The following is a 25,530-nucleotide window of genomic DNA, read 5'->3' as shown; positions in this document are numbered from 1 at the left end:
ACTAAAAGTCAGATACTCGGATGAAATCTAGCAGGGGTCAAAATTGAATAAGTATTCGCCCGCTAGTGGGGTCAATATTCCACGCCGAAACACACGCTGTAGCTGCTCATGCCGCTGATATAACTGGACGAGCCTCAGTGATCGACGGTGACACAATCGAGATACACGGCGTACGCATTCGCCTTAGCGGGATTGACGCCCCAGAAAGCACGCAAACCTGTAAGAATGCGGAAGGCAAGTTATATCGTTGCGGACAGCAGGCGGCCTTAAAACTGGATGCATTCATTCAGGATGCACAGCCTGTCACTTGTTTCCCAGTGGATCGGGATCGTTACGGCCGAACCGTTGCGACATGCCAAACAAGCCAAGGCCAAGACATCGCTGCATGGTTGGTCGAGAACGGTCTCGCATTGGATTGGCCAGTTTATTCCAAGGGAGCATACGAACGCGTGCAAGACATTGCTATGCGAGCCTCTTCAGGCCTTTGGCAAGGTGATTTCATTGTGCCATGGGAATGGCGAAAACTGCCGAAAGCACAGCGTCCATGAGCCATGGAAACTCAATGAAATCGAGCAGGATTACATACGCCATCGGCGATGTGCATGGGCGTACAGATTTGCTGGAAAGGATGCTGGATCAAATTCAGACTGATGCTGATCAGCGAGCGGCCGAGTATCGCATTATCTTTTTAGGAGGCATCATTGATCGCGGTCCCGGTAGCAGGAGGGCGATGGACTTGGTACATGCAACGCTGAACGCGTCCCCGGATAGCCGCCTGATATTGGGCAACCATGAGGAATTCTTCCTACGGGTACTCGATGGCAGCCAAGAGAGTGAACGTGTGCTGGACCACTGGTTACGTAAAGGCGGCCACGAGACGCTGGCGTCATATGGCCTTCTCGATTGCAGAGACGTCACGCACTTGGCTGAGGAATTCAACAACGGTTTCCCTCATCATGTAGCAATGATGCGACAAGCCGAGAACCTTATCGTCGACGGCAACTTTGTGTTTGTCCATGCAGGCGTCCGACCAAACGTCTCTTTGAAAGACCAACGAGAAAAAGACTTACGCTGGATCAGGGACGAGTTCCTCAACCATACGGATGCTCATGAGAAGATCGTTGTCCATGGTCATACAGTCACTGCATCGCGTGGGCCGGAGGTTCATTCAAACAGAATAGCACTGGACACAGGAGCCTATCAGAGTGGAATACTAGCTTCGGCGATAGTCGACCCAGTCCAGATGGTAGAAAATGTAAGCTTTCTTCTGGCGCTGACTGATTGCACTAAGCCCGGTACAGATAAGATTAACGCTCTAACAATGTAGAGTTCGCTATCCATCCGATATTTTGATTATCAATCTGCACGCGGCTCCATCTTCCCTTTATTTCCAAAACAGAAACTTCAGCATCCTTAGGAATCACCCTTAACACCTCAAAATTCGTTCCAGGACCTTTCCGCAGATTGACTGCCGTCTTCGTATAACGTGTGGAAGCTTTTTCCGTTTCGGTGTCAGTTTTTACCGAGATACCTGCAGGAGCGTTAATAGGGAGCGTTTCCGTATTTTTATTGGACAGCAATTGTGGTGCCATATCCACCTCTTGAGGAGACGAGATGTTCGGCTCAGACCTCTGTCCCAAGGAAGGTGAAGATTCACTTGTCGTGCGACTAACAGAACTTGTGTCCGTTTGGCGGCTGCCGAATTCGAAAAAGCGCAGCACAAAAAAGCTAGCAACCAATCCTATCAAGACATATGCAATAGTCCTGAAATGATTGCGCTTGATCGCAGGCTCGTCAGGCGCAATCGCGCTGCGGACGTCATCTTCAATTACAGGGGGAGCAACGGTTTTACGACCGCGAGGTAGCTTCGCCAACAGACTACAGCCCTCGGCAAACTGTTCAACCAGACCTGTTTTTGAAAACTCGACTAGTTCGTTGATACCACTATTGCTCTTGAAGTGAACGGATTCGTATAGACAGATCGGAATTTGTCTGTTGTCTTTAAAGCGACGGTCTGGTCCGCCGTTTTTATTGGGGTACTTCCAGGTATGGCCGACAACCGTTGTATCGCTCGGTACACGTTCGGTTTCGATAAACCTTGAAGGCTGCCATCGCAAATTCAGATCAGCATACTGCACGGCACCGAACCGATTTCTATCTTGAACCAAAACGACATCGGGCATGAAGTACATAACCTGCCTACCGACATGAAGCGCAGGCGGAGTTATGTTGCTATTAATAATTGAAGGCAGTTTATATAAGAGTGCGGTCGCTTTCCTGTTAACGAGATGGCTCGCACCTGCGTTTCGTTTCTAAGCGGTAAGCCCTTGCACTGCGCCGCCAGCCTCGATGTGCCATTTTGCGGCGCAACCACAAAGAGCATCAAATCCCTCAGTTAGACGCCTATAGCCCCTCTCCGCCTCCCCTTCGAGATCATAATAAAGCACCGTGGTACGTCGGTATGAATCAAGCCACTTACCTATCGCCCATCCAGGGAGTGCCAATAGGCTGAACAAAAGCGCAGTCCCTCCCCCGAGCGCAAGACCTGCCACGAACCCAACGCCGCCCAAAATCCAAGCCAAAGTGGTGGACATTCGCGATTGCGTAAACTTGGAATTGATTTCGTTGAGCAAATTTTCAAAGGATTCGTCACGCATATGCATAACGTCGCCAGATTCGATCTCAACCATGGTGACATCGGTGTCGAAATAGGTAGCGACCGGTAGCCGTTCACTTGGCGTAACGTCTTGCGAAGATCGCTTACGACCTGCGTTACCCAACGTAGCACGATAATATAGTCCTCCAGCGCCAGCATGGATGTAATGACCGCGCGGACCTGTTCCTATCCGGAGGCCTTTAACGCCTACAGAAACGCCGACACCGCCCTTTGAAAAATTGAAACGAAATGGCCCCGCAGAAACCGATTTTCTAATATAAAATGGCAACTGTTCCCCCAGTTCGCTTGCTCATATGTGTTTTGCTGGAAACCTATTGAAGATTTTGACCTATCTCCCGATAACAAGCGTCGACGGCCCCGACGTCGTAACGGTTTAATGGCTTCCAAGCCCGTCCCTTGAAATCGAAAAACTCGATCACACACTTGTCACGTTCGGTATCGGCCCATTGCGCGGCGATGAGGCGACTATCGCGCCGAAACATCAGCGACAAATACATGTTGTCTTCGCCACCGCGTGGAAAGCCCATTGGACGACCAGTATTACTATCACTTACAATCACTGCCGAGCAGCCGGTCCCACAGCCAAACTGAATCAACGAATAGTGCCCCGCAAAATTGGGCCCGTCTTTGAGACCATTGCGAATTCGAGTTCGAAACGAATTGAAATCCTTATCGCGTCCCTTGAAGTCCGGCATCTTCGTTTTGCCGGAAAACCGCGCTTCGACTGGATATGCGCGGGGATCTGGAGCACTTACACGGGTGGCATTGGCTTGAACAGAATTCGAAGCCGACGATTGGCGTCCTTCGCATTGATGCCAGTTTATCTGATATCCATATTCGCCGGGACGCCCATAACACCAGCCAACAGACGTGAGTTTGGCATCCAGCTTATCTCGTCGTCCGCAAGCTTTATGTGTTTCGGGAGAGTCACCTGACCCACCCCGGCATAACTGATTTTCTGTTTGCCACTGCGAAATTATTCGGGTGGGTTCGAATACGTTTTTGTCGAGTGTTATGACCTTTCCCGATTCAGAGACGATCCTATTCGTGCGTGGATCCCAGCCGAACGCAAATTCGGCATCTCCAGACGAGGTCTTGCCAGAGAAGCTTCGCGCAAACCATTCGACGACACCTGTGATCTGGCAATTATCCGTGCAGATAACTCTAACCGTGTCGGCTTTCGGGCTATAGGCCCGCTCAGGCCAACGCTCCACAAACTTGCGCTTCTCATCAACAATGAACGATTTGGCCTGGACCTTGTCGTAAAATGTAACAAAGTCAGAGTACGCGCTTTCCGCGAAGTTCATTGACTGGCTGTTCGACTGCGACCAGGTTTCGTAATAGCGCATCAGAAAAGCGCGTGCTCTATCTTCTCTCGTGTCATTCTGCGGAGTGGTCTCCGTCACTGACGGCGGCTGGACTGGCTGAGGATTTGTCGCCACGGAGGGTGTCGATGCCGTCGTGGTTTCACCGCTCGTTGTTACTTTGAAGTCCTGCATCTCAGTCGCGGTCAGATAGCGCATATCCGAGCTCGGCACCGACAGACTGAGCTGCAGAAGTCTTGGATCAACACCCATTTCGACCAGATACGTAATGATGTGCGCTGTAACCCTTTGGACAGCGGCCACTGCACTTTGCCCGTCCAGTGTATGCTCAGGCGCAAACGATGACTGATGGACGCCGATTGCACCTGGTTCCGCGTGCCGGTTGATACCACCGACAAACGCAAGAGCACACGCCGATGAGCATTCCATAGAACGCGCTTGCATGGTCGACAGACCAAGGGATCGGATCATTCGACCGTAAGCCATCGCGGAGATAATATTGCCGCCTCCACTTGAGAACGAGACGATCTTGGCACCCGTAGCGCCAACTTCGCGAGCAAACACACTTGGATCGTCGTTGGTAGAGAACTCGCCTTTCAAGACCAATGCCGGTGGTCCATCATCAAGTGGAACACGTTCAACAGCGATTTCCGCACGTGCGAATGTCGCAAGCGAAAGTATGGCGATAACATTTGCTATCAGGAAACGAGCCAATTGCCATGAACCCATTACCGTTACTCACTTTACTTGGCTGAAATACGAAGAGCGTCAAGGGTTTCAGGCGTGATTGTTCCCGTAACCTTCAATCCATAATCGCCTTGAAGCCTTTGCAGCCCTGTTTTCATTGTTGGCCCCAGAAGCCCGTCAATGTCACCGGTGTAATAGCCGTAGGCAAGCATCGCGAGTTGGACCTGTTTCACGACTTCCTTGAACTTGTCGCTATTGCCAGGGAGCGTCTTTAGCGGCATGGCTGTGCCACCTGTCGCACCCGATCCAGATGGCGCTGATGGATAATATTGGGGCGACGGCGCAGGGGCAGTGTTAACAGGGGGATTATAAAGCGGTGCCGCATAACTCCGGGACGGCGCACTATACGAAGGCGCTCGATAGGAATAGCCGCCGGTTGACGAACGGTGACTGCTATGAGACCGATGTGAACTGTGGCTTCTGTGGCCAGCCAGAGTGTAGTCGTGGTCCATCCTGAAAACATCGAATAGAGATTTCGAGTTTCCTCCGTCATCTATGGACGGCTTTGGTGGCATTGCCACCGCTTCCGCTGGCAAAAAACCAGCGGCCAATAATGATGGAATCGCAAATACTTTCTTTTTCATAATACCCCCAACGCCCTGTAACCGTGATTACGTGGATGCCATTCAAAGAAGCCCCCACAAGCCTCCTTCATCGAACATCCATCACATTCCTCTAGAAAAGTCTTCTTCCAGTCCGAGATCGTAGCCGGAGCCAGTGATCTGTAAGCCACTGGCACAGTACAGAGCGGAAAATTATACAATTTTGCTTCCAGCCCTCGACTTTGAACGATGTTCAATGCCGTAGCCAGTCCCATAAACTGATCAGAACTGTCGAAGAATAGCGCGTCCCAATTTTTCCTGCCGTAACCAATGTTTTCCATCTGCATGATGGCCCAAACGTCAATAAAGGGCAGCATCGTCGCAATGAATCTCGCCAGTTCCGGCAGGTGCTCTGCATTGGGGCGCATCAGCACGGTTCTGAGTTCGATCCGACAGCCAGCACGGGCCATCAGCGCCAAATTCTTCTGCAACTGGTCGTAAGCACCAGCCTTGCCCACGATTTCGTCATGTACGCAAGCATCTGCTGAATAAAGAGGGACGCCCCAAATTACACGACTGAGATCAATCTGGCTTAGAGCGGATAGATCCTCGGTAACAAAATGCTGAGCATTTGTCAGAACGTGAAAACTGATATCGGGCCGCTGTTGCATTACACGGCTGAGAAGTCCGAAAAGCTGAGCTTTGTACAGAGTTGGCTCACCCCCCGACAATCCGATTTCCGCATTGCGCGGAGCCAACAATGCTGCGGCCTCGAAGTAAGGAAACAGATCCACATGATGCTGTTTCGGAGGCTGGGAACACATCACGCAAAGCTGGTCACATCGCTCGGTAATTACGAACGTATTATGAGGCGAGTTCCTGCGAACAAGACGATCAGCGACACCCTTTCTCGGATTGACAAGAAGCACATCGCCATTGACGTCAGAAGGCGAAATTCCCGAGATTATTACTCGGCCTACCTTCCCTTCGAAGATGCTGTCGCCGTCTGACTTTGACATCAGGTTTGCTTCGAAAGCTTCGTCGACCCACGGCTCGTCCAACGGTCGATCTGCCCATAGTCTAACAACAAAGGGCTCCGACGCATCTGACATTGCTTTGATACGGAGCGGTATCATGTGTGCACCTCAACCATCTGAGGGCTCCAATCGGCGATACCGAGCCAATGTGCGACGGAAAACCGAATTTCTTCGTCATTGCTGTATAGAAATTCGAAAGCCTTATCGAAAATCGCAGTGTGGCGACCACAGAACCACGTTTCGTGCCGAGGGACATCAATACGACCATAGCGCGACAGATCATCGACGACATCAGTACCGCAGAAAGGTTGATAAACGCAATGAATGCAATCTGGGTCGAAATTGTTCAGCGACGAGGCGTTTAGAGCGGCAATCTTTGTGGAATCCAAGCCTGACGAGAGGTCACCTATGCTGAGATCAATCCGACCGATACGTGACAGCATTCGGGCTTCGTCGGTAGGATAAAATACGCCATCATGATCAATGACCAGATAGTCCGACGCGAAGAAGTTTGGATTTCGAAGATCCACATGCTGATCTGATCCGGTGCGAAGGATACGCTTCAGACACTGACTGAAATAGTATTCTTCCAAAACCGATCCAGTTGCGAAATTGCGCTCGACCAAGCGATCAATGAAATCTGAATAAAGAGTATTCCAGCGTTGAAGCACGTCACCGCGCTGCTTCAGTTTCCGGGCAAACCCCTGATAATTTATCGGCCGCAGGTAAATTGATCGAATGCCGAACTGTTCAAAGTTCGTAATCAAAGCTTCCAGATCAGGAGGATTATCGACATCAATGGTAGGTAATGCCGAAATCTTGCCTTCTGGAAAGCGACGAACTGCCTCGTTGAGATTCCTGAAGAACGCGTCCGTTTTTGAAGCTTCATGCGTTCTTTGCCGTTCGTGAGTTCTACGATCTCCGTCGACGGACGTGCTTATAAAAGTGTCGTCATCTGCCAGAAAGGACCATTCGCGCTCAGACAAATTTTGAAGGTTCGTGCAAACGACAAACTGAGCACTCTCGAAACGTTGTCTGCAAAACGCCCTTACCTTTTCGAGGATATCCAACCGGAGTAGTGGCTCTCCACCCTGAAATTCGATCTTGATCGAAGTTGTTGAAAGTTGGTTCAGAAACTGGAGAACAGCCTCAAGGGTTTCTTCATTCCAGTCAAAGCCCTTTGCCGTCTCCGAAACGCGAGAAACCTGGCAATAGCCGCAAGTCAGATTGCAGCGCAGTGTGGGAACCAGGATCAAATAAGCCAGCTCACCTGCGACCGCCTGGCGGCGCGACCATCTATAAGCGAATGAGGTCCACGCAAGGTCGTTCTTTTCTTCAAATGCTGAGCCATTCGATTTTAAGAACGTCAAATCGCGTTCAGCGAGCTCGCCATTCGCATAACGATCCAGGAACGTCGCATCTGACTTAAAGAAGCCTCCCGCGTCGTCTGAGAATAAATATCCACTACCCGTATCTTTGAACTTAAGCGGCCAGACCTCTGTCATTTTATGACCGCAGACAGCAAGGACTTCCGCAACGAAAGCGTTTCAGTAAGGATCTTCTCGCGATAAATCTGATGGGCTATAACGCTTCGGAACGCTGGAACAGATTGCTCATCGATTTCTCGGACGGTTATTTTATCACCGTCCAGCGAGAAACTGACGTTTGGATACAATCCCTGAAGCCTTAAAACAGCCGCTTCTGCGTAAGGTAAAAATGCTTCAGTGATTTCGCCGACCAATGATCGGGTTTCGCCACAAAATTGAAAATTCATATCGTCCCAGCCCAGAAACCATATTGCCTAGGTTCCAAGGTTGATCAAGCGAAAACGAATACAACGCGCGGTTACTATCCGCCATTTCTGCAGGTTTATGGCACCATTTTGGGCTTTATATCCGCAAAGCCAGGATAAGCTACGGAGTAACCGCCCGACACCTTGGCAACCTTGCCCGCACCATAGACAATGTTTTCACCACATTAGCCGGACGGATGGAAACAGTTGGCCGCTCGCTTCGAGTTCTGCCTGTTTGTCTTTGTCACGGATGATGATCTCACCCGGCCCGACAGTGGCGTGCACTTCCTGGCGGGTATCGTCGAGCTGATACGTGCCTTCAGCCGAGTTCTTTGGCTGAGACGTCTGATCCGGCTGCTGTTGCTTGTTGCCGTCTGCATCCTTCGGCGTCAGGTCGATATTGGCCTGAATATCGAAACCTTCATAGTTCTTCGATCCAGAGAAGTCCTCATGGGTGAGCGTGCCGGTATCGAGCGTCAGATCCCCGCTTTCAGAGATGATTTTGCCAGCACCAAGATGCGTGTTGCCCTCGACGGTCACATCCATCTCACCCTTGGAAACGAGTCCGGACTGTTCACTGACCCAGTTGGCTTCGCCGGAACCGGTGCCATAGCCCGGCGACACACCGGTAACTTTCGGCGTACCACCGCTCAATGAGCCGCTGACGCCGAATGAGGATGACTTGTTCGAGCTTTCGCCGGTGTCAGGAACCGAGATGATGTTGAGATCGCGCCCGACATTGGCGGTGATTGTCTCACCTTCGACGACAGCGCCCTTCAGATTGGTGTCACGACCGGATTCAATATTGATGTTACCTGAACCAGTGACGTGGCTATTGACCTGCGTCGTGCCATCGCTGTTCGACTTGCCCGAACTGCCATTTGCACTTCCGGTCCAACCACCGGTCGCACTGCCAAGTCCAATCCCGACAGAGTAACCGACACTTGCTCCAGCAGATTTACTGGATGAGGACGAACTGTTGGTTGCCTGCGCGCTTTCCAGATTGATATCATTGCCAGCTTTCAGGCTGATATCACCTGCACCGCCGGACAGCAGACCGTTTTCGTCGTAGCCAGCCACGATCTGTGCGCCATGACTGTTGATGTCGCCTGATTTGGCTTCTGTGGAAACGCTGTTGCCGACGCGAATACCTGTAACCACCGGTATCGAACTTTCAGCATTTTTCTTGGACTTCGAATATTCGAAGCCTACCCCGATGGAAGCAGAAGCTATGTTGCCCGTACCATCGGCCATGCCCTGCAGGTTCTTGATCGCATCATAAGCTTTCAGGCCTGCAAAACCTGCATTGGCTGCAAAGAAGCTATGCCTATCAGAGATTTCACTTTTCTAGCAGTTAATCATATTCCAAAAGATGTTTGACAGAACGACTTCTTATCAATCCACCCATCCTCGACTGTCTTGATACCTGTTATGCGTCCATTAACATTCGATACACCGATGATGCAGTTTGCTGTCTCATAATGCGCTGGCTTATGAACCCGCATCGACATATTGGGACCCATGGATTGATAGTAAAGTTGCGACGGCACCCAAAACGGCGCAGATGTCTTCGTCCATCGCATGACAACTGTATTATTCGCATTCGATTTTTCAATCGGCTCACCAAATCGTTTTTGGAACGATTCGACTGTCTTGTTCTTCCATTCTTTATCGAGCTGATTGGCCTCACCAAAGAGACCAATATTTAATCCCCCATTACCACCAACACATCCGGTAAGCATGGCAGCAGCTGCACCTAGCAATAGTGCAAGCTTAAAATGCTGTTTGCCCCCATTCATCATCTTTTAAATTCCTTTCAGCGTCTCATTGTACTTTTATAGATCGAGCCATTTTTGCCTTATCAAGTGTCTTCAATTGCGCGCACTTTGTCGTCAGACAAATTAATATATTTTGCTTCTGCCGCCCTTTTCACTCATCAGCGCCGATTCAGAAACATTTAGCATTGCAATTTCAGTTTCAGAGGTGCGTGTCGCGCTGCAGTTTGATCTGCTCACCTCCAGCATTGCCACCCGATAAAGTATTCGCTTTATTCGCTGCTGGCGTTGATTTCCCACATAAAGTAATCCAACCTTTCAGTGTGCTCGTGACCCAGAGTATTGATCTTAAGCCAATGGAAAAATGGGGTTTCCATCTTGAGCTTGTTTCAGCGCGAGATGGAAAAGCGGTTGAAGTTCAAGTAAAAATCAACAGCCTTGAATCAAAATTCGATTCAAGCATTCAAATTTTGTCCACGAACTCTGATACCCCATGATACAATATCGAAGCCTATTAATTATAACTTCACATTGGTTTCCAACTCATCCCAGTTATCTTCAAGTCCTTGCCTCTCCATATATACATTAAAATAATTAAACGTTGCATATTCGATGCTTTCTTTGCAAAACCATACTGCATCACACTCATCACATATGTATAAATCTTTACCCGTTTTCTTAACAACGGCTTTTAATACAGAACCTTGATTGCATCGAGGGCATAGATGATTTTTATTATTCATTGAGGATACGCCGTTATAATCTCTTTTGTACCAGGTTTTACTATCACGCGAATACTATTCTCACCTTTAGTGCCCACAGTTCGACCCATTGGTACAACATAGGCTCCCGGATCTCCAGGAACAGGAGTACCTTTTTTCAACCAAGCTTCGTCGATCAAAGTAAGCGCATCGTTTCCTTGAACGTTAAATACGGTATGTGTGGCTTTATTCGGATTAGATACAGTGTGAGCCAATACGTGGTCGATTCGGCGTACATCAACTGAACCTTGTCCATAAACCAAACCTCCAGGAGAGACGTAGACAAGATCACCAGTCGGCGTTCGATATGGAATAAAACCCGTTGGTGCATTGATTTGAGCACCTACCCCACTCACAGGAACCCAGTTTTCTGGCACCGTACTGACTGTGCCGTCCTCTTTACCAAGAGCTTTTGAGACCGCTGTTACGCCTTTTACTTTGGATACCAAACCAACGAACTGGGCAATCGCCAGAAGATCGCCTTCTTGAACCTTCTTGACGAGATAAGGCATTCCTGTGAAGCCCGACGGATCCGAAACCAGGAATTTGACTACTTTATTGAGTTCAGCTTGCTTCTCAGCTGAAAGGTTCTCGTACCCTTCTGGAGCGAACAGATTCAAAAGTTGCTGCTGAACATCCGGGTCTTGAACGATTCTATTCCAATCTTCTTGTTGCAGATAAACTTCGGCTATTCCGCTATAACTCGACATCGCCGCAGTTGCGTCCCAAAGGACGTTTCCACAGCCATCACCAGAAAAGCCATTTGCTCGACAATCTACATAAGCTTTCTGTTGCCTTTCATCCTTTTCATCAAGTTGCTTTGCCGTTTCGCATGCAACGGCATCCCCTTGAGCGCATGCAGTTTTAGCTGCAGTCCGCTTTTCGGCATCCGCATGATCGAGATAATTAAACTGATATGCATTCCCCGCATACGCTGCTCCAGCCCCACCGGTAACACCGCCAATTCCTTGAAGGATGGAACCAGTTACTGTGTTGGTCATGAACTCTGCTGCCGAACCAGTCAGACCAGATTCTTTGACGAACTCTGCAACTAGTTCCCTTATCTTAGGCGCTAGTAGAGCCGAAGAAGCACCGCCGAGAGCGCCGCTCAACATGCCGCTGAAGTCTGTCACGCCTCCAAGGAGACCGCCTGCGATTGCATGAAGGGCCGCGCGACCAGGACCACCTTCTTTCCAGAACTCATATTCGTCTTTGTCGCCACGCTCGTATGCAGCATTCGCCAAGTCACTAGCCTTGGTGCCGATCATGTTGGCCGCTTTGGCGGCTGCATCGTCATAGAGCTGCTGGGTTTTCAGCTGCTCACTGAGAATTTTCTGAAGATCAGGAATACCAGGCAGCGAGGTATTAGTATCTGTCGTATCGCGACGCAAATCATCAATGTTCTGCTGCTGATTGGGAAGATCGGTTATAATGATCTCACCGGGAGAAACTGCTGACAGTGCCTTGCCTGTCTCGTTTTCGCCTTCCTTGATTGGCGGGGAAACAAGAGGACCCTTGTCGGAAATACCGCCACCATAGGTATTGGCTTTCCACTCGGAGTGTGTATCGAGGTCTTCGAATTCGAGCGTTCCGGTTTCAAGACGATTGTCTTTCGAATCAGCCTCGCTGGAAATCACACCGCCCGTAAGCTTGGTGTTGCCGTCGACCTTGATATCAAACCCGCCCTCACCTGCACGGATGCCGGATTGTTCGGAGACAATAGCGGCGTCGCCTTTTCCAGTCTGATAACTGCCAGAAATCCCATTGCCACTCGTTCCAATACCGCCGCCAACGCCAACCTGCTTGGCTTTTCCTGATGACGTATCTAATTGACTTTCGATATTAAGGTCACCGCCAATATCAGCAATCACCGTTTCTCCAGTGACGGTGGCCCCTTTCAGGTTCGTGTCATTGCCAGATTGCAGATAAATCCCGACAGTACCTACAACATGTGTGTTGACGTTTGTGACGGTTGTTCCGTCGGCATTTCCCGTCGAAAAGTTGAAGTTGCCGCCTGTGAGATCAAGGTTGATCTGCACGCCACCAGAAATGTTTTTGCTGGAATTTTCCGTTGTCGCCTGAGCGCTGATGAGATTGATGTCGTTTCCAGCAATTAGAGCGATATCGCCTCGACCGCCTGACGGCAGACCTTTTTCGTCATAGCCAGCTGCGATCTGCGCGCCGACTGCGTTAATATCGCCGCTCGACGCTTCAATGATGACTGTGTCGCCAGCACGAATGGTCGTTGGCACTGGCGTCGATGTTGAACCTGAGGCACTGTTCTTCGAATATTGGAAGCCTGCCGTGATGGAAGTTGAAAGAAGTGGGCCATCCTGCTTGAACTCACCTGGCGTGATTGGCTTCCCATTCACCAGTGCATCATAGGCATAATAACCATTGATTGCAGCTATCGTGCCCATCGCAATTGACTGGCTGGAACTGCCTTCCCCGACCTTCTTTGCTGCATCATAAATGTTGCTGGCTGCTGACGCGACACTTGAAGACACAGTCGCTGTGATGCCAGCAAACAGCTCCTCATGCATGGTTTCGTAGTTGGTCTTGTCCTGTGCAGACAGCAGATTGACATCGCGTTCGGCGAGAATATCGACTGTGGAACCAGCTTCCACCTGAGCAGCTTGTAGATTTGCGTCACGTCCGGCTGTGATCACCAAATCACGCCCCGCACTGAGCGCCGATGTTGCATTGGTTTCAGCACCTTGCTTGGTTTCGTCTTTCGAAGAGCCGTAACCAATGCCAATGGATGCGGAACCGTTGCCCGATTTCACTTGAACACCGAATCCTGAACGCTTTTCCTTCTCTTCAGACGCGTAGCTTTCAGCGCCAGGCAGGATGTTCACATCGCGAGCTGCATCGAGCGCAATGTCATTTCCGGCTTCGACTTTCGAGCCGACAATATTGACGTCGCTTTCACGGGCCTTGATTGAGACATCGTTTCCGGCAGACAGTTCAGAGCCAACATTGGCAACGATATTCTCGCTCGAGCTCTTCTGCTCCTTGCCATAAATCGAATAGAAGCCGTCGCCTGAGCCAACTCCAAAACCGGATTTTTTGGAAGATGACGCGCTGTCATGCTGCTCCTGCGCGCCGATGATCGAAACGCTGTCACCCTCGATGGCAATATTGTCGCCAGCGGTGACTTTGGAGCCGGAAATCGCGACATTGTCACCAGCATTGAGGTTTACATTGCCCGATGCGCCCAGTTCCGATGCAACCGTGGTTTCATCGTAGTTCTGGTTTGCGCCGCTTTTCTTCGACAGGAACCCGGATTTCGACTTGGAGCTATCCTGATCGACGGTGTCTTTGCCGGAGGCGATGATGAGATCGCCACCCGCATTAATGTTGAGATCAGCTTTATGGTCTTTATCACCAGCCTGAACTTTAGATGCGGCAATCGTCGTATCTTTGCCGGAACTGATATCAACACCAGTGCCACCGCTGATCGATGAGCCCTTTAGCGTCGTGCTGTCTTCGTCCTTCGTCCATGCACGGGTCTTGCCAAATGTCCCCCCGCTTTCCTTGAATTTGGAATCGAGGTGATAGTCACTCTCGGCAGCCAGTACATTGACGTTGTTTTCAGCTTTCAACCCAACAGAGCCATCGGCGCTCACGTCGCTGCCAATGATATTGAAATCGTTGCCCGCATCCGCTTTGACATTACCGCCAGCCGAAATCGACGATCCAATAGCATTGGTCTCGGTCTCATTGCGCTGATAGATTTTGCCGTTCGTGTGCTCTTCATTGCGATCTGCCATGGCAACGATGTTGACATCGCCTTTCGCAGCCAGATCTAAATTGCCGCCTGCATCAAGGTTGGACGCCCCAATCAGAATGTCGGCTCCGGCGTTGACGCTCGTATTGCCACCGGAAGACAGGTTGGAACCTTGCTGGGTGGTCGCATCGAAACTATTGGAGCCGAATGACCCACTGGCTTTGTCCTGTGTCGCGATAACAGCAACGCTTTCACCTGCTTGGACTGCGAGATTACCGCCAGCACTGACATCAGAGCCTGCAATAACAACATTCTTGTCAGCATTCAGCGATGTCGATCCACCCGAAGCGATTTCAGATTTCTGCTGTGTCGTGGTTTCGCCAAAGCCATCCTTACGATTAGCCTCAGCCGACTGAATGGTGAGATTGCCAGTTTCTGCCGCAATGGCCAGGTTATCACCCGCCTTGATCTGACTGCCAGAAACGGTCGCATCATTGGTGGCTTTGATGGCAAGATCGTTGCCTGCTTGAAGCTTTGAGCCTGTTACATTCTCAGAGCCATCGACTGATGTGCCCTTGGCAACACCGATGTTGACGTTCTCGCCGCTGATTGCGAGGCCTTCACCTGCTTTAACATTGACCCCGTTCAGATTAACGTCTGTACCAGATTGAAGGATCGCATTACCACCCGCCGCAACCGCATCTGTCGGGATCACAACGGTCTGTCCGTTAAACGTCGTTGTTCCAGCACTCAGCGTAATGCCGTTATTTGCAGCAAGCGTCAGATTGCCATTGGCTGCAAAGCCGCCACCGTTCGCAGAAATTGTCGTACTCTGAACGCGCAGATCAGTGCTGGATGCAATGAGGCCAGAATTGGAAACTGCTTCACCTGCAATAACAACGCTATTACCCTCAATCATCGCGCCCGCAGAAACGATTGCCTCGCGGTCTTTCGCGGCCACATAAAGCACAGGTGCAAAAACTTCGACACCGTTCATATTCTGTTTGACGTATATGACGATGGAAGTATCGAGTGCTGCAAGCTGTTCAGCGCTCAAAGGCTCACCAAATACAAGACCATGGCTTTGCGCATATGCAATGCCATTATCGAGCAGTGACTTCACCTGATCGACAGCATCATAAGAACCGCTACCAAGGCCACGTCCGGTGGCTTCACGCATCTGCTTGTCGATCAGCTGATTTTCAAAATAAGCATCGCCCAGAAACAGCATCTGCGTATCGGGCTTATAGCCGACACGATTGAGATAATAGCCGGAGCCATAAAACTTGCTGACATCAAGGAATTCGGCCCGTGTCTCGTAAATGAAGTTTTGGCCCGGCGATGTGCCGCCAAAACCACCTGAATCTGGTTTCGGCGCAGAATTACCAAGTGCTGCTGCAATTTCTGCTGCGGATATGGAAATGCCCCCTGCTTGCAGGCCATTGCCTGAAAGAGAAAGCCCCTTTTCTGCAAGGAGGGCATCAAGGGCAGCATTCGGTGTGAACAGTGCCCCGCCAGCAGTGATCCCATTCAGCGCACTGAGTGGATCGCCAGTTGTGGAGGCTGCTTCATAGCGTGCGTATCCTGCAATTGAGCCGTTTGCAGCCGTATTATCGGTGGTGCCCGCATTCAGCACCAAAGCACCACGGGCTCTTATTACGGATGAAAGACTATCAACAGCCTCCCGGCCAACAAGCACGGAAGCATTGGCACTAATGTCAGCGGCTGAATTGCGCGTCCCGTCTGCATTGTAACCGTAGCAGGTTTCAGCATCCGCGAGACAGGTCATATAGACGTTTCTATAAAGCGTAACGCCCTTATTGGTCAGATGATCGCTTGTAATCTGCGCGTTGCCACCTGCCTCAATCGAACTATAGAAATTGTCGATTTTGGTGGCATCAATGACGATGTCACCATTGGCTTGAATGAGACCCTGAATGGTTGGTTTTGATGCAAAATACTGGCTCTGATATTGCGCAGACATTGCTGCAGCATCGTTCCAGTCATACCAGATTTTACCCTTGCCGTCGTTGGAGCCAGCCTTGGTCCATGTGAAAGCCTTGTAAATCGAGCCATCCGGCAGCGTCAGATAACCATAGGTTTCTTCCTTCGTGTTCCATAGCCCCTTGTCGAGCCAGGTCACATCGCAAGGATCGCCGTCTTTTGCTCGGCAACCTCCGCGCCCCCATTTCACGCTATCGGCAGGCTCAAAGAACAACCGTCCGCGCATCGGGGTATCATTGTCCCACAGCTCATCATATTTATCGGGCGTTCCGAATGAATAGCGAGGACCATCTTCCTGCCGCTCGCCAATTGTCGGTTCGCCATTGGCCTCATTCTTGAGATACTCGGTCTGAATGGAGAGATTTTTGCCAGCCTGGATCAGCCCTGCGGTATTGATCAGTGCGGCGTTTTTGCCAGTACCAGCATAGTTTGCGAAGGTGAGGTCATTTCCAGAAAAGATGGCACCAAAGTTATTGGATATCGTACCATTAACGAACAATTGGCCGTTATTGCCTGCATAGATCAGACCTGTAGACGTATTGTTGAGATCGCTGCTGATCTTGAGAGCAAGATTATTATTAGCAGCCAACTGACCTGCATTGGTAAGCGAGGCAAGCGTCAAAGTCAGATCATGTGCTGCCAACAAGGCTGTGGCAGAGGTTGTAACGACCGTCTGAGCGTTGATCGTAATATCACCACTGCCACCATTGGCAGTTACTGCACGGATTTTCGAATTTGATGCATCAGCCGAACCTGAGAGGTTCAGAGCAATACCGCCAAAAGTGAGCGTCGCGTTCGAAAGATTGGCATACGCCGCGTTGACGATGAGGTTTCCGGCAGTCGCAAGCCTGGAACGATTATTACTGAGATCAAGGCTCTGCAGTGTCAGTGCGATATTGCCCTTTGCGACCGTATTCTTATCAAGGCTAATCGCCCCGAGAACCGAATTCAGATCGGCAGAAGCAAAACTTTGCAGGCTGTTATAGGAGATATTCTGTTGCGCTTTGGCCTTCAGATCGCCACCACTGAGCAATTGATCGGCTATGATTGAGCCGCTGGACGCTCCGAGTGTCATCTGACCGACGGTCGCCGCACCATTCGCACTGGCCGCGCCAGTTTTGAGGATAAGCGAACCGCCTGATTGCTCGGTGGAAGCAAAATCAACACCGGAAACAAGTGTGCCAATATTCAGCGATGCACCGTTAATCGTTGCATTGCCGCCTGCCAGAGACTGGCCTGAAAGCGTAACAGCGCCCCCGGCTGTCAGGTTCAGATCGCCACGCGAAACGACATTCGCGGATAAGTTTCCAGTGGCAGAGGCGACTGTGTTGCCAGAAGAAAGAAGACGATTGACGATCAAATCACCAGCCGTAGCAATCAAGCTGAGGCCACTTGCAACATTGCCTGTTGCTATTGTTCCTTTGGCCAAAGCGACCAGATCAATGCCAGCGACAGCTGTCGCGATGTTGATTGCAGACCCTGTAACCGAAAGATCGGAACCCGCCAAAAGCTGGCCGCTGATCGTAGTCGCGCCCGTGATATTTGCCCTGGTGTTGCTGGTGACGTTTGTGGCATTGGACGAGCCAGCTGTGAGCGTCAAAGCCTGTGCGGACAACAAGGTTCCGGCATCAATCGTGCCATTGGCCGTTAATGTCGTATAGCCGGATTGAGTATTGTTAGACTTTAATGTGAGCGAGCCGCCTGATTGTTCAGTTGCTACAAAATCAACACCGGAAACAAGCGTTCCAATGGTCATTGATCCGCTATTGAGTGTGACATTGCCAGCAGAAAGTGACTGACCCGCAAGCGTAAGATTGCCACCTGCAGTGAGATGCAAATCGCCATGCGTGAGGGTATTGGCAGATAGATTTGCTGTTGCAGAAGCAGTTATGTCTCCAGATGAAAGCAATCGATCTGCTTTCAGATCACCAGATGTTGCGACGAGGTTAAGCGTGCGTGCGCCATTACCCAGAACGATATTGCCTTGGCGCAATGCATTGAGATCGACACCAGCAACAGCGGTACCGATAGAAATGGCTGGGCCGTTAACAGTGATGTCTGAACCCGCCAGAAGCTGGCCGCTGATCGTCGTTGCACCCGAGATATTGGCCGCACCATAGCTGGTGACATTGGCCGCTTTGAAAGTGGAAGCATCGCCAACAAGATTGCCTGCCGACAAAAGTGTTGTGACATCAATCGTTCCGGCTTGTGCTACAAGCGTTGTATCGCCTGTGTTTCCGACGACGATGGTACCGTTTGACGACTTGCTGGCAGCAAAATCAACACCGGAGATGATGGCACCAGCTTTGATGTTTTTGCCCGTAATGCCGATATCGCCGCTCCCCAGAAGCTGACCCGAGACATTTGTCTCGCCAGCAATGGTGACAGCTCCGTGACTGGTCACATTTTGCGCTACAAGCGAAGCCGCTGAAATATTCAGGTTTCCAGCAGAAAGCAGCGAGGCAACATCAACACTGCCTGTCGTCGCGAGGCGCATGTCACCTGAGGTTCCAAGTGTGATCGCACCATTGGCAGCGTTGGTTGCGGCAAAATCTACACCCGAGACGACATTTCCAGCGTTCAGAGAACGGCCAGACGCGATAAGTGTGCCGCCAGAGAGAATATCACCGGTGGTAATGTCGGCTCCGGCGGTCAATGTCATATTGTTGAAACTGACGAGAGAGGCAGCGCTGATCGCGCCTGATGTTGCCGTCATAGTCAGCGCGCCACCGCCTGCCTTGGCGGTACCAGACAGCGCGATATTGCCGGATGTTGTGGCAAGATTTGCCGCACCGTCGGCTATGACCTGACCAGCCGCAATACCCTGTCCCGCCTGCAAGCTTGCGTTCTTGCCAGCCGCGACATCGCCAGTCGTAATCGCACCGGACGAGGTCAGCTCTATATTTCCAAGCGATGCAACGTCGCCTGCAACAGAGAGCAGACCCTCGCCATTGCCCAAAATGACATCTTCGTCAGCGGAAACCGCTTCCAGTGTGATGCCTTTATCTGCCTTGACGACCACCTTCTTCTTTGAGGTGATCTTCTTTGCATCGACCTGTTTGCTCTTCGATTGAATGGAAACACCGTCACGACCCGATGCATTACCAAGCGATATTTTGCCGTCTGCAGAAAGCGTCAATTCGCCTGCATTGGCCGCCATATCATTGCGCATGCGCACGCCAGCGCCCTTGTCGGTCACAACAATCTTGATGCGATCCGCCTGCATGGCACCAAGGGCTGAGCCGTCAATGGCAAACTCGCCCGCATCCTCAGCACCATCGAGAGCAGTGGCTTCACCCGTGGCATAGTCAAACTTCTGGCGACCTGCCGTGAGCCTTAGGTTTTTGCCATTGATCGGACCGTCAATCTGAATACGGCGCGATACGATATCGAACAGATCGACAGCACCATCTCCGGAAGCAAAATTGCCCCCTTTCGAACCGAAGGTGACATCACCGCCCTGGACGGTGAACCCTGATAGCTTGCCAGTACCGTCGATATCGGGGGTGCCTGTGGTCAGCGTTGCACGCGGTGTATTGATGAAACCGCAGCCGTCGCATGTAATTCCGTTAGGATTGGCGATAATAACATCAGCCCGACCACCAAAGACTTCTGTCGGCCCAAGCAGTGAACTCCGGCTACCGCTTGTCACTTCATTGAGAATGACGTTTGCAGGACCAGAGTTCTTCAGATTGGCATTGCCCGGTGTCACACCACCGAGTTTCGATGTACCAAACTCGCCATTGTGATTATTGAGGATCAGCCCAGGCGTGCCTACATTGAAGTCGCCATATTTATTATGCGACAGTCCCTGTCCGTTGGGCGTCACAATATCGACAAGCGGCACGCCGTTGGGTGCGGCTCCAATACCGGGCTGATTGCCAATCGGCGCATTCACATCAGGGGTGAGCTGTTGCGCCTGCAATAAAACAGGCTGGAACACCAGAAGCCCGCTCAACAGGCTGGCAACGCCTTTGCGAGCAAATGCGGCAGGATCAAACCAGCGGTGTGTCCGCTTGGTTCCCTTGGAAAAACCGGATACACGCGAGAAATATTGGCGGTATGCAAAATTCTTCATGGCCGAGCCTGCCTTAAAATATGAATCGAAAATCATGCGGCCTGTAAGCCGCAAAAGCCCTTAATCTCGGGATTTTGCAGACTGTCCGCTGCCCGGATTGTCGAGTTTTTTGTAAACTTCGGTCAGTTGGGATTTAGGTACCGAACACTTCTTGCTGCGTGCAATATCTTCCAGAACTTTGTTGCGATTGCGCAGCGCATCGATCTCCACCTTCTCAGGCGACTTCGGGTCCATGAAAAACAGTGCGGGGAGGAAGAGAACGCCTGCGGCTCCCAGAACGATATTCTTGCCCTGGGCCTGACTGCGTTCTTTCAGCGTAACCGTTATCTGCCGCTCATTTGCAGCGAACTCACGTGAAATCCCCGCACAATCAAATGCGCTATCGGTCGGATGGGTTATTGCAATAGGTTTTGCTTCACGACCGCCACAGCCTGCGAGGGCAATACTAAGGACCATCGCTGTAGCTACTGCAAAATGCTGTTTCTTGCTGTTCATAATATCCCCGGAAAACATAATTACCCCCTGCTCGCACATCACCACTGCAGCGATGTGCTGACAAAAAACAAATCCTTGCCATTGGTATCGGCTGTGCTTTTGATGATGCGTGAATAGCCGATATCCGCACCAATATTGCCGCCCGCCAGACGCGTTCCCACAGTCCAACCGGAGACATCGCCACCTTCAATTCCAAATCGCGCCTGTTCAAAAACATGGCCATAATCAATGGCCGCATAGGGCCGCAATTCGCCGAGCCGTTTGCTCAGGAGTTCACTGTCCTTCCACGGCAACGTGCGCCAGACGAGCTCATTGCGGGTGAACAGGCCATTATTGCCAAACAGAATACTGTCGCGGGTTCCGCGCACATTGGAATAACCGCCCAATGAAATCTGTTCCGCACCATACAGATTGTCTGGGGAATATTGTCCGTTGATCAGCGTTGAGAACTGGAAGTTATGGCTCGCCAGCTGGAAGGGTTTGGTGACGTTGATCGTGCCTGTGAATTTGGAGAATTCCGGCTCTGCGTCGCCTGCACCGGGATCACCGCGTTTCGTCGCGCCAAACACGCCAAGCCCCTGATTGTAGCTCAAGTCAAAAACCCAGAGGCCGCCGAGCATACGGCGGGAATGGGAAATGCCGAGATTGGCAACCGAATATTCGCGACTGCCAACTTCGATCAGATTACCCATCAAAAAGTTGTCTGTAGCCTTATAAGCGATGCCTGCATTAAGCGTCGTAATGGAATCCTTGTCACGCAGGATGACGCGGTCAACGTTAAAGCCCAATTGTTTTGAATTGCCGGAAGTGTCGATGTCCGAATATTGGCCGGGAACGGAACTGCGATATTTGTAATAGGAACCGTTGAGCGTGAAGCTCCAATAGCCATAAGGCACACTGATCGAGCCGGAAATGCTGTTGCTCTGCCCTGTACCGTCATTGGGCCATGGATAATCAGGTCCAGTGTGTTCATAGGTGAGCGACACCAGATCGTTCAGATTGACCAGATTATCCATCCGAAACGACACGGATGATCGCGAATAACCGGTCGATTTCTGACCAAGATTGTTGTTGGCCAGTGAGAAATGCCACGGCAGACCGGGTTTATTCTCGACATTGAGAATAGAAGCCCCTGGCTCTTTCCCTGGCAACATTGACGTCTTTGCATTGTTAGAAGACAGTCGATTGACCTGATCAAGCCCTTGTTCAACATCACGTATATTGACGGGCTTCCCCTTGAGACCGGGAAAGGCAGTTGCAAGCAAGCCCGGATATTCAGCAGGCTTTCCATTGAGGTAAATGTCTGAAAGTGAACCTTCAGCGGCCACCAGGCGCAACACTCTAGTCTTTGCAATATCCTGCTCCGGCACATAAACGCGTGACGTAATATAGCCTGCATCCATGTAAAGACTGGTGATGTCTTTCAACAGAACATTGATATCAGCAAGGCCGATGCACTTGTTCTGATAAGAAGCCAATGTTGGCGCAAGTGTTTGACTTGACAGCAGACTGACGCCTTCAACCTCAACACGGATGATTGCAAAGCATGGTCCCTTTGCAGCGTCTGTAGTCGGCTCGGCTTGCTCGGGCCTAGCTGGTGTCAGTTCACGCGGTGTTGCATCACCCAAAGCGCGCAGTCGCTGTTCCAAATCCTGTTCGGCCTGACGACGCATAAAATCATCGGCAGGCGATGCCGCCGCATTCGGTATCACATTAGGTGACTGCTGGGCAAAACCAGAAGTTGTTGAAGCAAGCAGCGCAGCACTGAACGCAAGCCAAAGCCTGCCCAAACGAACAGAATACATCATCATCTTATCCGTCAGGCTTTAGTTGGCTTTTGCAATTCTGCGAGAGCCTTGGTGAGCCCCTTCAAAGAAAACTTGAGATTGATATTCTGCCCGTTCATCAGACGCAAACGGGCTTCTCCTGAAGTTCCCTTCTGCAATGCACCAAGCATCTTTGGATCGAGCTTCTGCTGCGCCCAGCATCCAGCTTGATTACAATTGCGGTAAGGGATCGTAACAACATCTTTGCTGTCAGCAGCCAAACCAAGACCAATTGGCAGCACAACATTCAGCGGCACAAGAGCGGTCAATCACAGCTCATTGCCGGAAGGCTTCTTGCCAGCTTCGGGCGCAGTCTTCGCAATGGCCAATGTGAGAACATTGACGTTCTCCTCGCCCTGTTTAACCTGGGCAATCTGTGCAACCTCGCACTGCGAAACGGTTTTGCCGTCAGCAGCTTTGACCTCAGCGCACCGATAATACCAGTCATCAAAACGTGTCGATTGGACAGCTTGCGCTTCTGGTTGCGGTACGACAGGAGATGCATCCTGTGCATGTACAGGAACAAAATTCGACATCAAAATTATTACAGCGGCACCCAAGGGAGCCAAATTCATACCAAATTGCATTTCAATACGTCCCCGATTGAACCGACCAATTCCCACTCAAAGGTCGGTGGATCATCTAAAAGGCTTCGCCAGCTATGATGATCGATATTCGATTGAACTATGCATGCGTTGGTTGCAGAATTGTCTGATGTTCCTCGCGCCCCACACGCCGAACAACAATGCTGCAACCAGAATAATATTGAGCCGGATGCGCGATTTTGTTCCCAGAGTCAACAGCACATAGAGAAATGCACCGAAGAATTAGACTTTTTGCCAATATAATACTTAGCAGCCTTATTATCCTTATCGCTAGATTATTGCCATATGAAGCTTAAGAAACGACCGCTTCCACTCATGATCCCTCTTCCCAACCTACGGCCTCAACCACATACACTTGACGGAATACAAAGACTGTTCGACCATAGATGAGCTTTCTATCTGTCCAACGGAGTTTGCCATGAGCGACGATCATCATCACGAACATTCAGATCGATGGAAGCACGATGGGGTCCGTGTGATAAAAGGCGATCAACTCGACCCCAACACCGCACAAACACCTGGTATGTTCCGTCAGGCTGCTATAAATCATGCGCGTGTTGGAGCACAGAAAATCTGGGCCGGGACGGTCGCAATCGAACCCAATGCGAAAACGGGCGTCCATCACCATGGAGCATTGGAAAGCGTTATTTTCGTTCTGCGTGGCAAGGCTCGGATGCGGTGGGGAGACAAACTCGAATATGTTGCCGAAGCCGGACCAGGCGACTTTATTTTCGTCCCACCTTATGTTCCCCATCAGGAGATAAACGCTGATCCTGAAAACGTGCTGGAATGCGTTTTGGTTCGATCTGACAACGAAGCGGTCGTCGTGAACATCACCGACGTGGAACCTATCGAAAATCCAGAGACGGTCTATTGGGTCGATCCGATACATCCTCACCCAGAACAGAGCTAAAATCCTCATTAAGGACGTAGTGTTGGCCCTGGAGAAGAAAATCAAGCCCGCTCAATCTAATCTGTCACCAGTATCCAATGGCCCACCGCGAAATAATATATCTTTTGCATTTTCGGCCTGACCCTCTTGAACGGCTTCAATTTTATAAACCTTACTGCCCGACACTAGAAATTGCGGACTTTGTGCATCAACAAGAGACAAAACATCATCTGGCGCTGAAATAAATTCAGTAATAGTCCAATGTTTTCCAGAACCCATCTACAAAACACCCCATGTTTAATAGCGACAGCTTTTGCGAGCCATCGTTAGATATACTAATGTTTATTTTACCAAATTCTTGTAATTGCCCAGATAATGCTTATCAATTAACCACGCTTGCGAGTGCAGTATGAAAACGCATGAGCGACTGCTACTAGATACCTGCATCATAAGTCAATTTGCTTACAAGAATCCTCCGCATCAGCTTATCACATGGTCCCAGCGATTTCCGGACAATTATTTTGCGATCTCTGTTTCGACTGTAATCGAGATACAGAAGGGAATAGAAAATCTCCGGCTCTCGGGCTCGCCCCGCGCGGATGCACTGGAGAAATGGCTGGATCGACTACTCGCGAGCGACCTCGTTTGCCTTGATCAAGACGCCATCACCGCCCGAATAATTGGGCAGATGATCTCTACGCCAGCCTTGAAATCTCTGTGGGTACCAGACGCAAAATCTAAGAAACCCAAATTTGGTCAAGACCTGCAAATAGCCGCTGCTTCAATACGCCACCAAATTCCCATAGCAACAGAGAACGTCAGCGACTTCCTTAGAATCCATCGATGGTACAAACTGCCTGGACTGTGCAATCCTGCTACAGGTGAATGGTATGTTGGATCGAGAAAAGCAGAAATGGTGCCTTGACTCCCAGATTTTGTTCCTGATATGTTCCCTTCATGAAACACGCGCTCACCCATTCCCCATTGCTGACTATGCTCCCTGTTGAGCTTGTCACCCGCGCGCATCGAATACGTACCTTCTGAGTTTTTGAACCCCGCAGTTCATCGACGGCTTCCCGTCCTCAGGAGCAATGCAATGTTCCATTCGATTAATGATGTCTGTTGATTGCCGCTGAGAACTGACCCGGAGGGGGTGCGGAGGAAAACTTGGACTATCAGGGAGGTAGTTCATGTATTCCTACGAAGACCGGATGCGCGCTGTTGCGCTTTATATCAAGCTGGGC

20 protein-coding genes are annotated in these 25,530 nt (G+C 50.6%); 4 read left to right on the top strand and 16 right to left on the bottom strand.

Going from position 1 to position 25,530, the window contains the following annotated elements:
- The first annotated feature begins 137 nt into the window (after positions 1-137).
- Both QBD00_RS23095 and QBD00_RS23090 read left to right on the top strand, forming a co-directional pair.
- On the top strand, positions 138-548 hold the full coding sequence (locus tag QBD00_RS23095; protein WP_318580642.1) for a thermonuclease family protein: 411 nt from the start codon (positions 138-140) through the stop codon (positions 546-548).
- Between the two features lie 14 nt (positions 549-562).
- A complete protein-coding gene (locus QBD00_RS23090; protein ID WP_318580641.1) occupies positions 563-1,327 on the top strand; it encodes a metallophosphoesterase in 765 nt (254 codons plus the stop codon).
- Here QBD00_RS23090 and QBD00_RS23085 read toward each other — a convergent pair.
- From QBD00_RS23085 to QBD00_RS23015, 15 genes are all read right to left on the bottom strand, one after another.
- Positions 1,308-2,183, bottom strand: coding sequence for an SH3 domain-containing protein (locus QBD00_RS23085; RefSeq protein WP_318580640.1), 876 nt, complete (start codon positions 2,181-2,183; stop codon positions 1,308-1,310). The genes QBD00_RS23090 and QBD00_RS23085 overlap by 20 nt on opposite strands.
- A gap of 129 nt (positions 2,184-2,312) precedes the next feature.
- On the bottom strand, positions 2,313-2,945 hold the full coding sequence (locus QBD00_RS23080; RefSeq protein ID WP_318580639.1) for a DUF4236 domain-containing protein: 633 nt from the start codon (positions 2,943-2,945) through the stop codon (positions 2,313-2,315).
- A 43-nt stretch (positions 2,946-2,988) separates the two neighbouring features.
- On the bottom strand, positions 2,989-4,731 hold the full coding sequence (locus QBD00_RS23075) for a hypothetical protein (RefSeq protein WP_318580638.1): 1,743 nt from the start codon (positions 4,729-4,731) through the stop codon (positions 2,989-2,991).
- A 14-nt stretch (positions 4,732-4,745) separates the two neighbouring features.
- The gene (gene hxsA, locus QBD00_RS23070) at positions 4,746-5,333 is read right to left on the bottom strand and encodes a His-Xaa-Ser repeat protein HxsA (RefSeq protein WP_318580637.1); all 588 of its coding nucleotides are present in this window, start codon (positions 5,331-5,333) and stop codon (positions 4,746-4,748) included.
- Positions 5,330-6,427 carry a His-Xaa-Ser system radical SAM maturase HxsC gene (hxsC, locus tag QBD00_RS23065; RefSeq protein WP_318580636.1) on the bottom strand — a complete coding sequence of 366 codons (1,098 nt, stop codon included), beginning with the start codon at positions 6,425-6,427 and terminating at the stop codon, positions 5,330-5,332. Before hxsC ends, hxsA begins: the two co-directional genes overlap by 4 nt.
- Positions 6,424-7,833 (bottom strand): His-Xaa-Ser system radical SAM maturase HxsB, encoded by a 1,410-nt coding sequence (gene hxsB, locus QBD00_RS23060; RefSeq protein WP_318580635.1) that lies wholly within the window; start codon positions 7,831-7,833, stop codon positions 6,424-6,426. Before hxsB ends, hxsC begins: the two co-directional genes overlap by 4 nt.
- Positions 7,830-8,102 carry a hypothetical protein gene (locus tag QBD00_RS23055; RefSeq protein WP_318580634.1) on the bottom strand — a complete coding sequence of 91 codons (273 nt, stop codon included), beginning with the start codon at positions 8,100-8,102 and terminating at the stop codon, positions 7,830-7,832. Before QBD00_RS23055 ends, hxsB begins: the two co-directional genes overlap by 4 nt.
- A gap of 195 nt (positions 8,103-8,297) precedes the next feature.
- Positions 8,298-9,374 carry a hemagglutinin repeat-containing protein gene (locus QBD00_RS23050; RefSeq protein WP_318580633.1) on the bottom strand — a complete coding sequence of 359 codons (1,077 nt, stop codon included), beginning with the start codon at positions 9,372-9,374 and terminating at the stop codon, positions 8,298-8,300.
- A gap of 104 nt (positions 9,375-9,478) precedes the next feature.
- A complete protein-coding gene (locus QBD00_RS23045; RefSeq protein ID WP_318580632.1) occupies positions 9,479-9,922 on the bottom strand; it encodes a hypothetical protein in 444 nt (147 codons plus the stop codon).
- A gap of 491 nt (positions 9,923-10,413) precedes the next feature.
- Positions 10,414-10,638: a hypothetical protein gene (locus tag QBD00_RS23040; protein WP_318580631.1), complete on the bottom strand. Its 225-nt coding sequence runs from the start codon at positions 10,636-10,638 to the stop codon at positions 10,414-10,416.
- Positions 10,635-20,468 (bottom strand): hemagglutinin repeat-containing protein, encoded by a 9,834-nt coding sequence (locus QBD00_RS23035; protein ID WP_318580630.1) that lies wholly within the window; start codon positions 20,466-20,468, stop codon positions 10,635-10,637. Before QBD00_RS23035 ends, QBD00_RS23040 begins: the two co-directional genes overlap by 4 nt.
- A gap of 60 nt (positions 20,469-20,528) precedes the next feature.
- Positions 20,529-20,981, bottom strand: coding sequence for a hypothetical protein (locus QBD00_RS23030; protein WP_318580629.1), 453 nt, complete (start codon positions 20,979-20,981; stop codon positions 20,529-20,531).
- Between the two features lie 20 nt (positions 20,982-21,001).
- A complete protein-coding gene (locus tag QBD00_RS23025) occupies positions 21,002-22,771 on the bottom strand; it encodes a ShlB/FhaC/HecB family hemolysin secretion/activation protein (RefSeq protein ID WP_412535063.1) in 1,770 nt (589 codons plus the stop codon).
- An 11-nt stretch (positions 22,772-22,782) separates the two neighbouring features.
- Entirely contained in the window at positions 22,783-23,058 is a 276-nt protein-coding gene (locus tag QBD00_RS23020; protein WP_318580628.1) for an invasion associated locus B family protein, read from the bottom strand.
- A complete protein-coding gene (locus QBD00_RS23015; RefSeq protein WP_318580627.1) occupies positions 23,059-23,325 on the bottom strand; it encodes a hypothetical protein in 267 nt (88 codons plus the stop codon).
- A 487-nt stretch (positions 23,326-23,812) separates the two neighbouring features.
- On the opposite strand from QBD00_RS23015, the gene QBD00_RS23010 reads away from it, so the two are divergent.
- Positions 23,813-24,307 carry a cupin domain-containing protein gene (locus QBD00_RS23010; protein ID WP_318580626.1) on the top strand — a complete coding sequence of 165 codons (495 nt, stop codon included), beginning with the start codon at positions 23,813-23,815 and terminating at the stop codon, positions 24,305-24,307.
- Positions 24,308-24,358: 51 nt separating this feature from the next.
- On the opposite strand, the gene QBD00_RS23005 is transcribed toward QBD00_RS23010, so the two are convergent.
- Positions 24,359-24,565, bottom strand: coding sequence for a hypothetical protein (locus tag QBD00_RS23005; protein WP_318580625.1), 207 nt, complete (start codon positions 24,563-24,565; stop codon positions 24,359-24,361).
- A gap of 130 nt (positions 24,566-24,695) precedes the next feature.
- Between QBD00_RS23005 and QBD00_RS23000 the strand changes: the two genes are divergently transcribed.
- Complete coding sequence (locus QBD00_RS23000; RefSeq protein WP_318580624.1) at positions 24,696-25,211, top strand: hypothetical protein; 516 nt, start codon at positions 24,696-24,698, stop codon at positions 25,209-25,211.
- Positions 25,212-25,530: the final 319 nt, after the last annotated feature.

Source organism: Ochrobactrum sp. AN78, from assembly GCF_029909885.1.
Taxonomy (GTDB): Bacteria; Pseudomonadota; Alphaproteobacteria; order Rhizobiales; family Rhizobiaceae; genus Brucella; species Brucella quorumnocens.
Note: the sequence above shows the minus strand (reverse complement) of the source record. Positions and strands in the feature narration are given on the sequence as shown.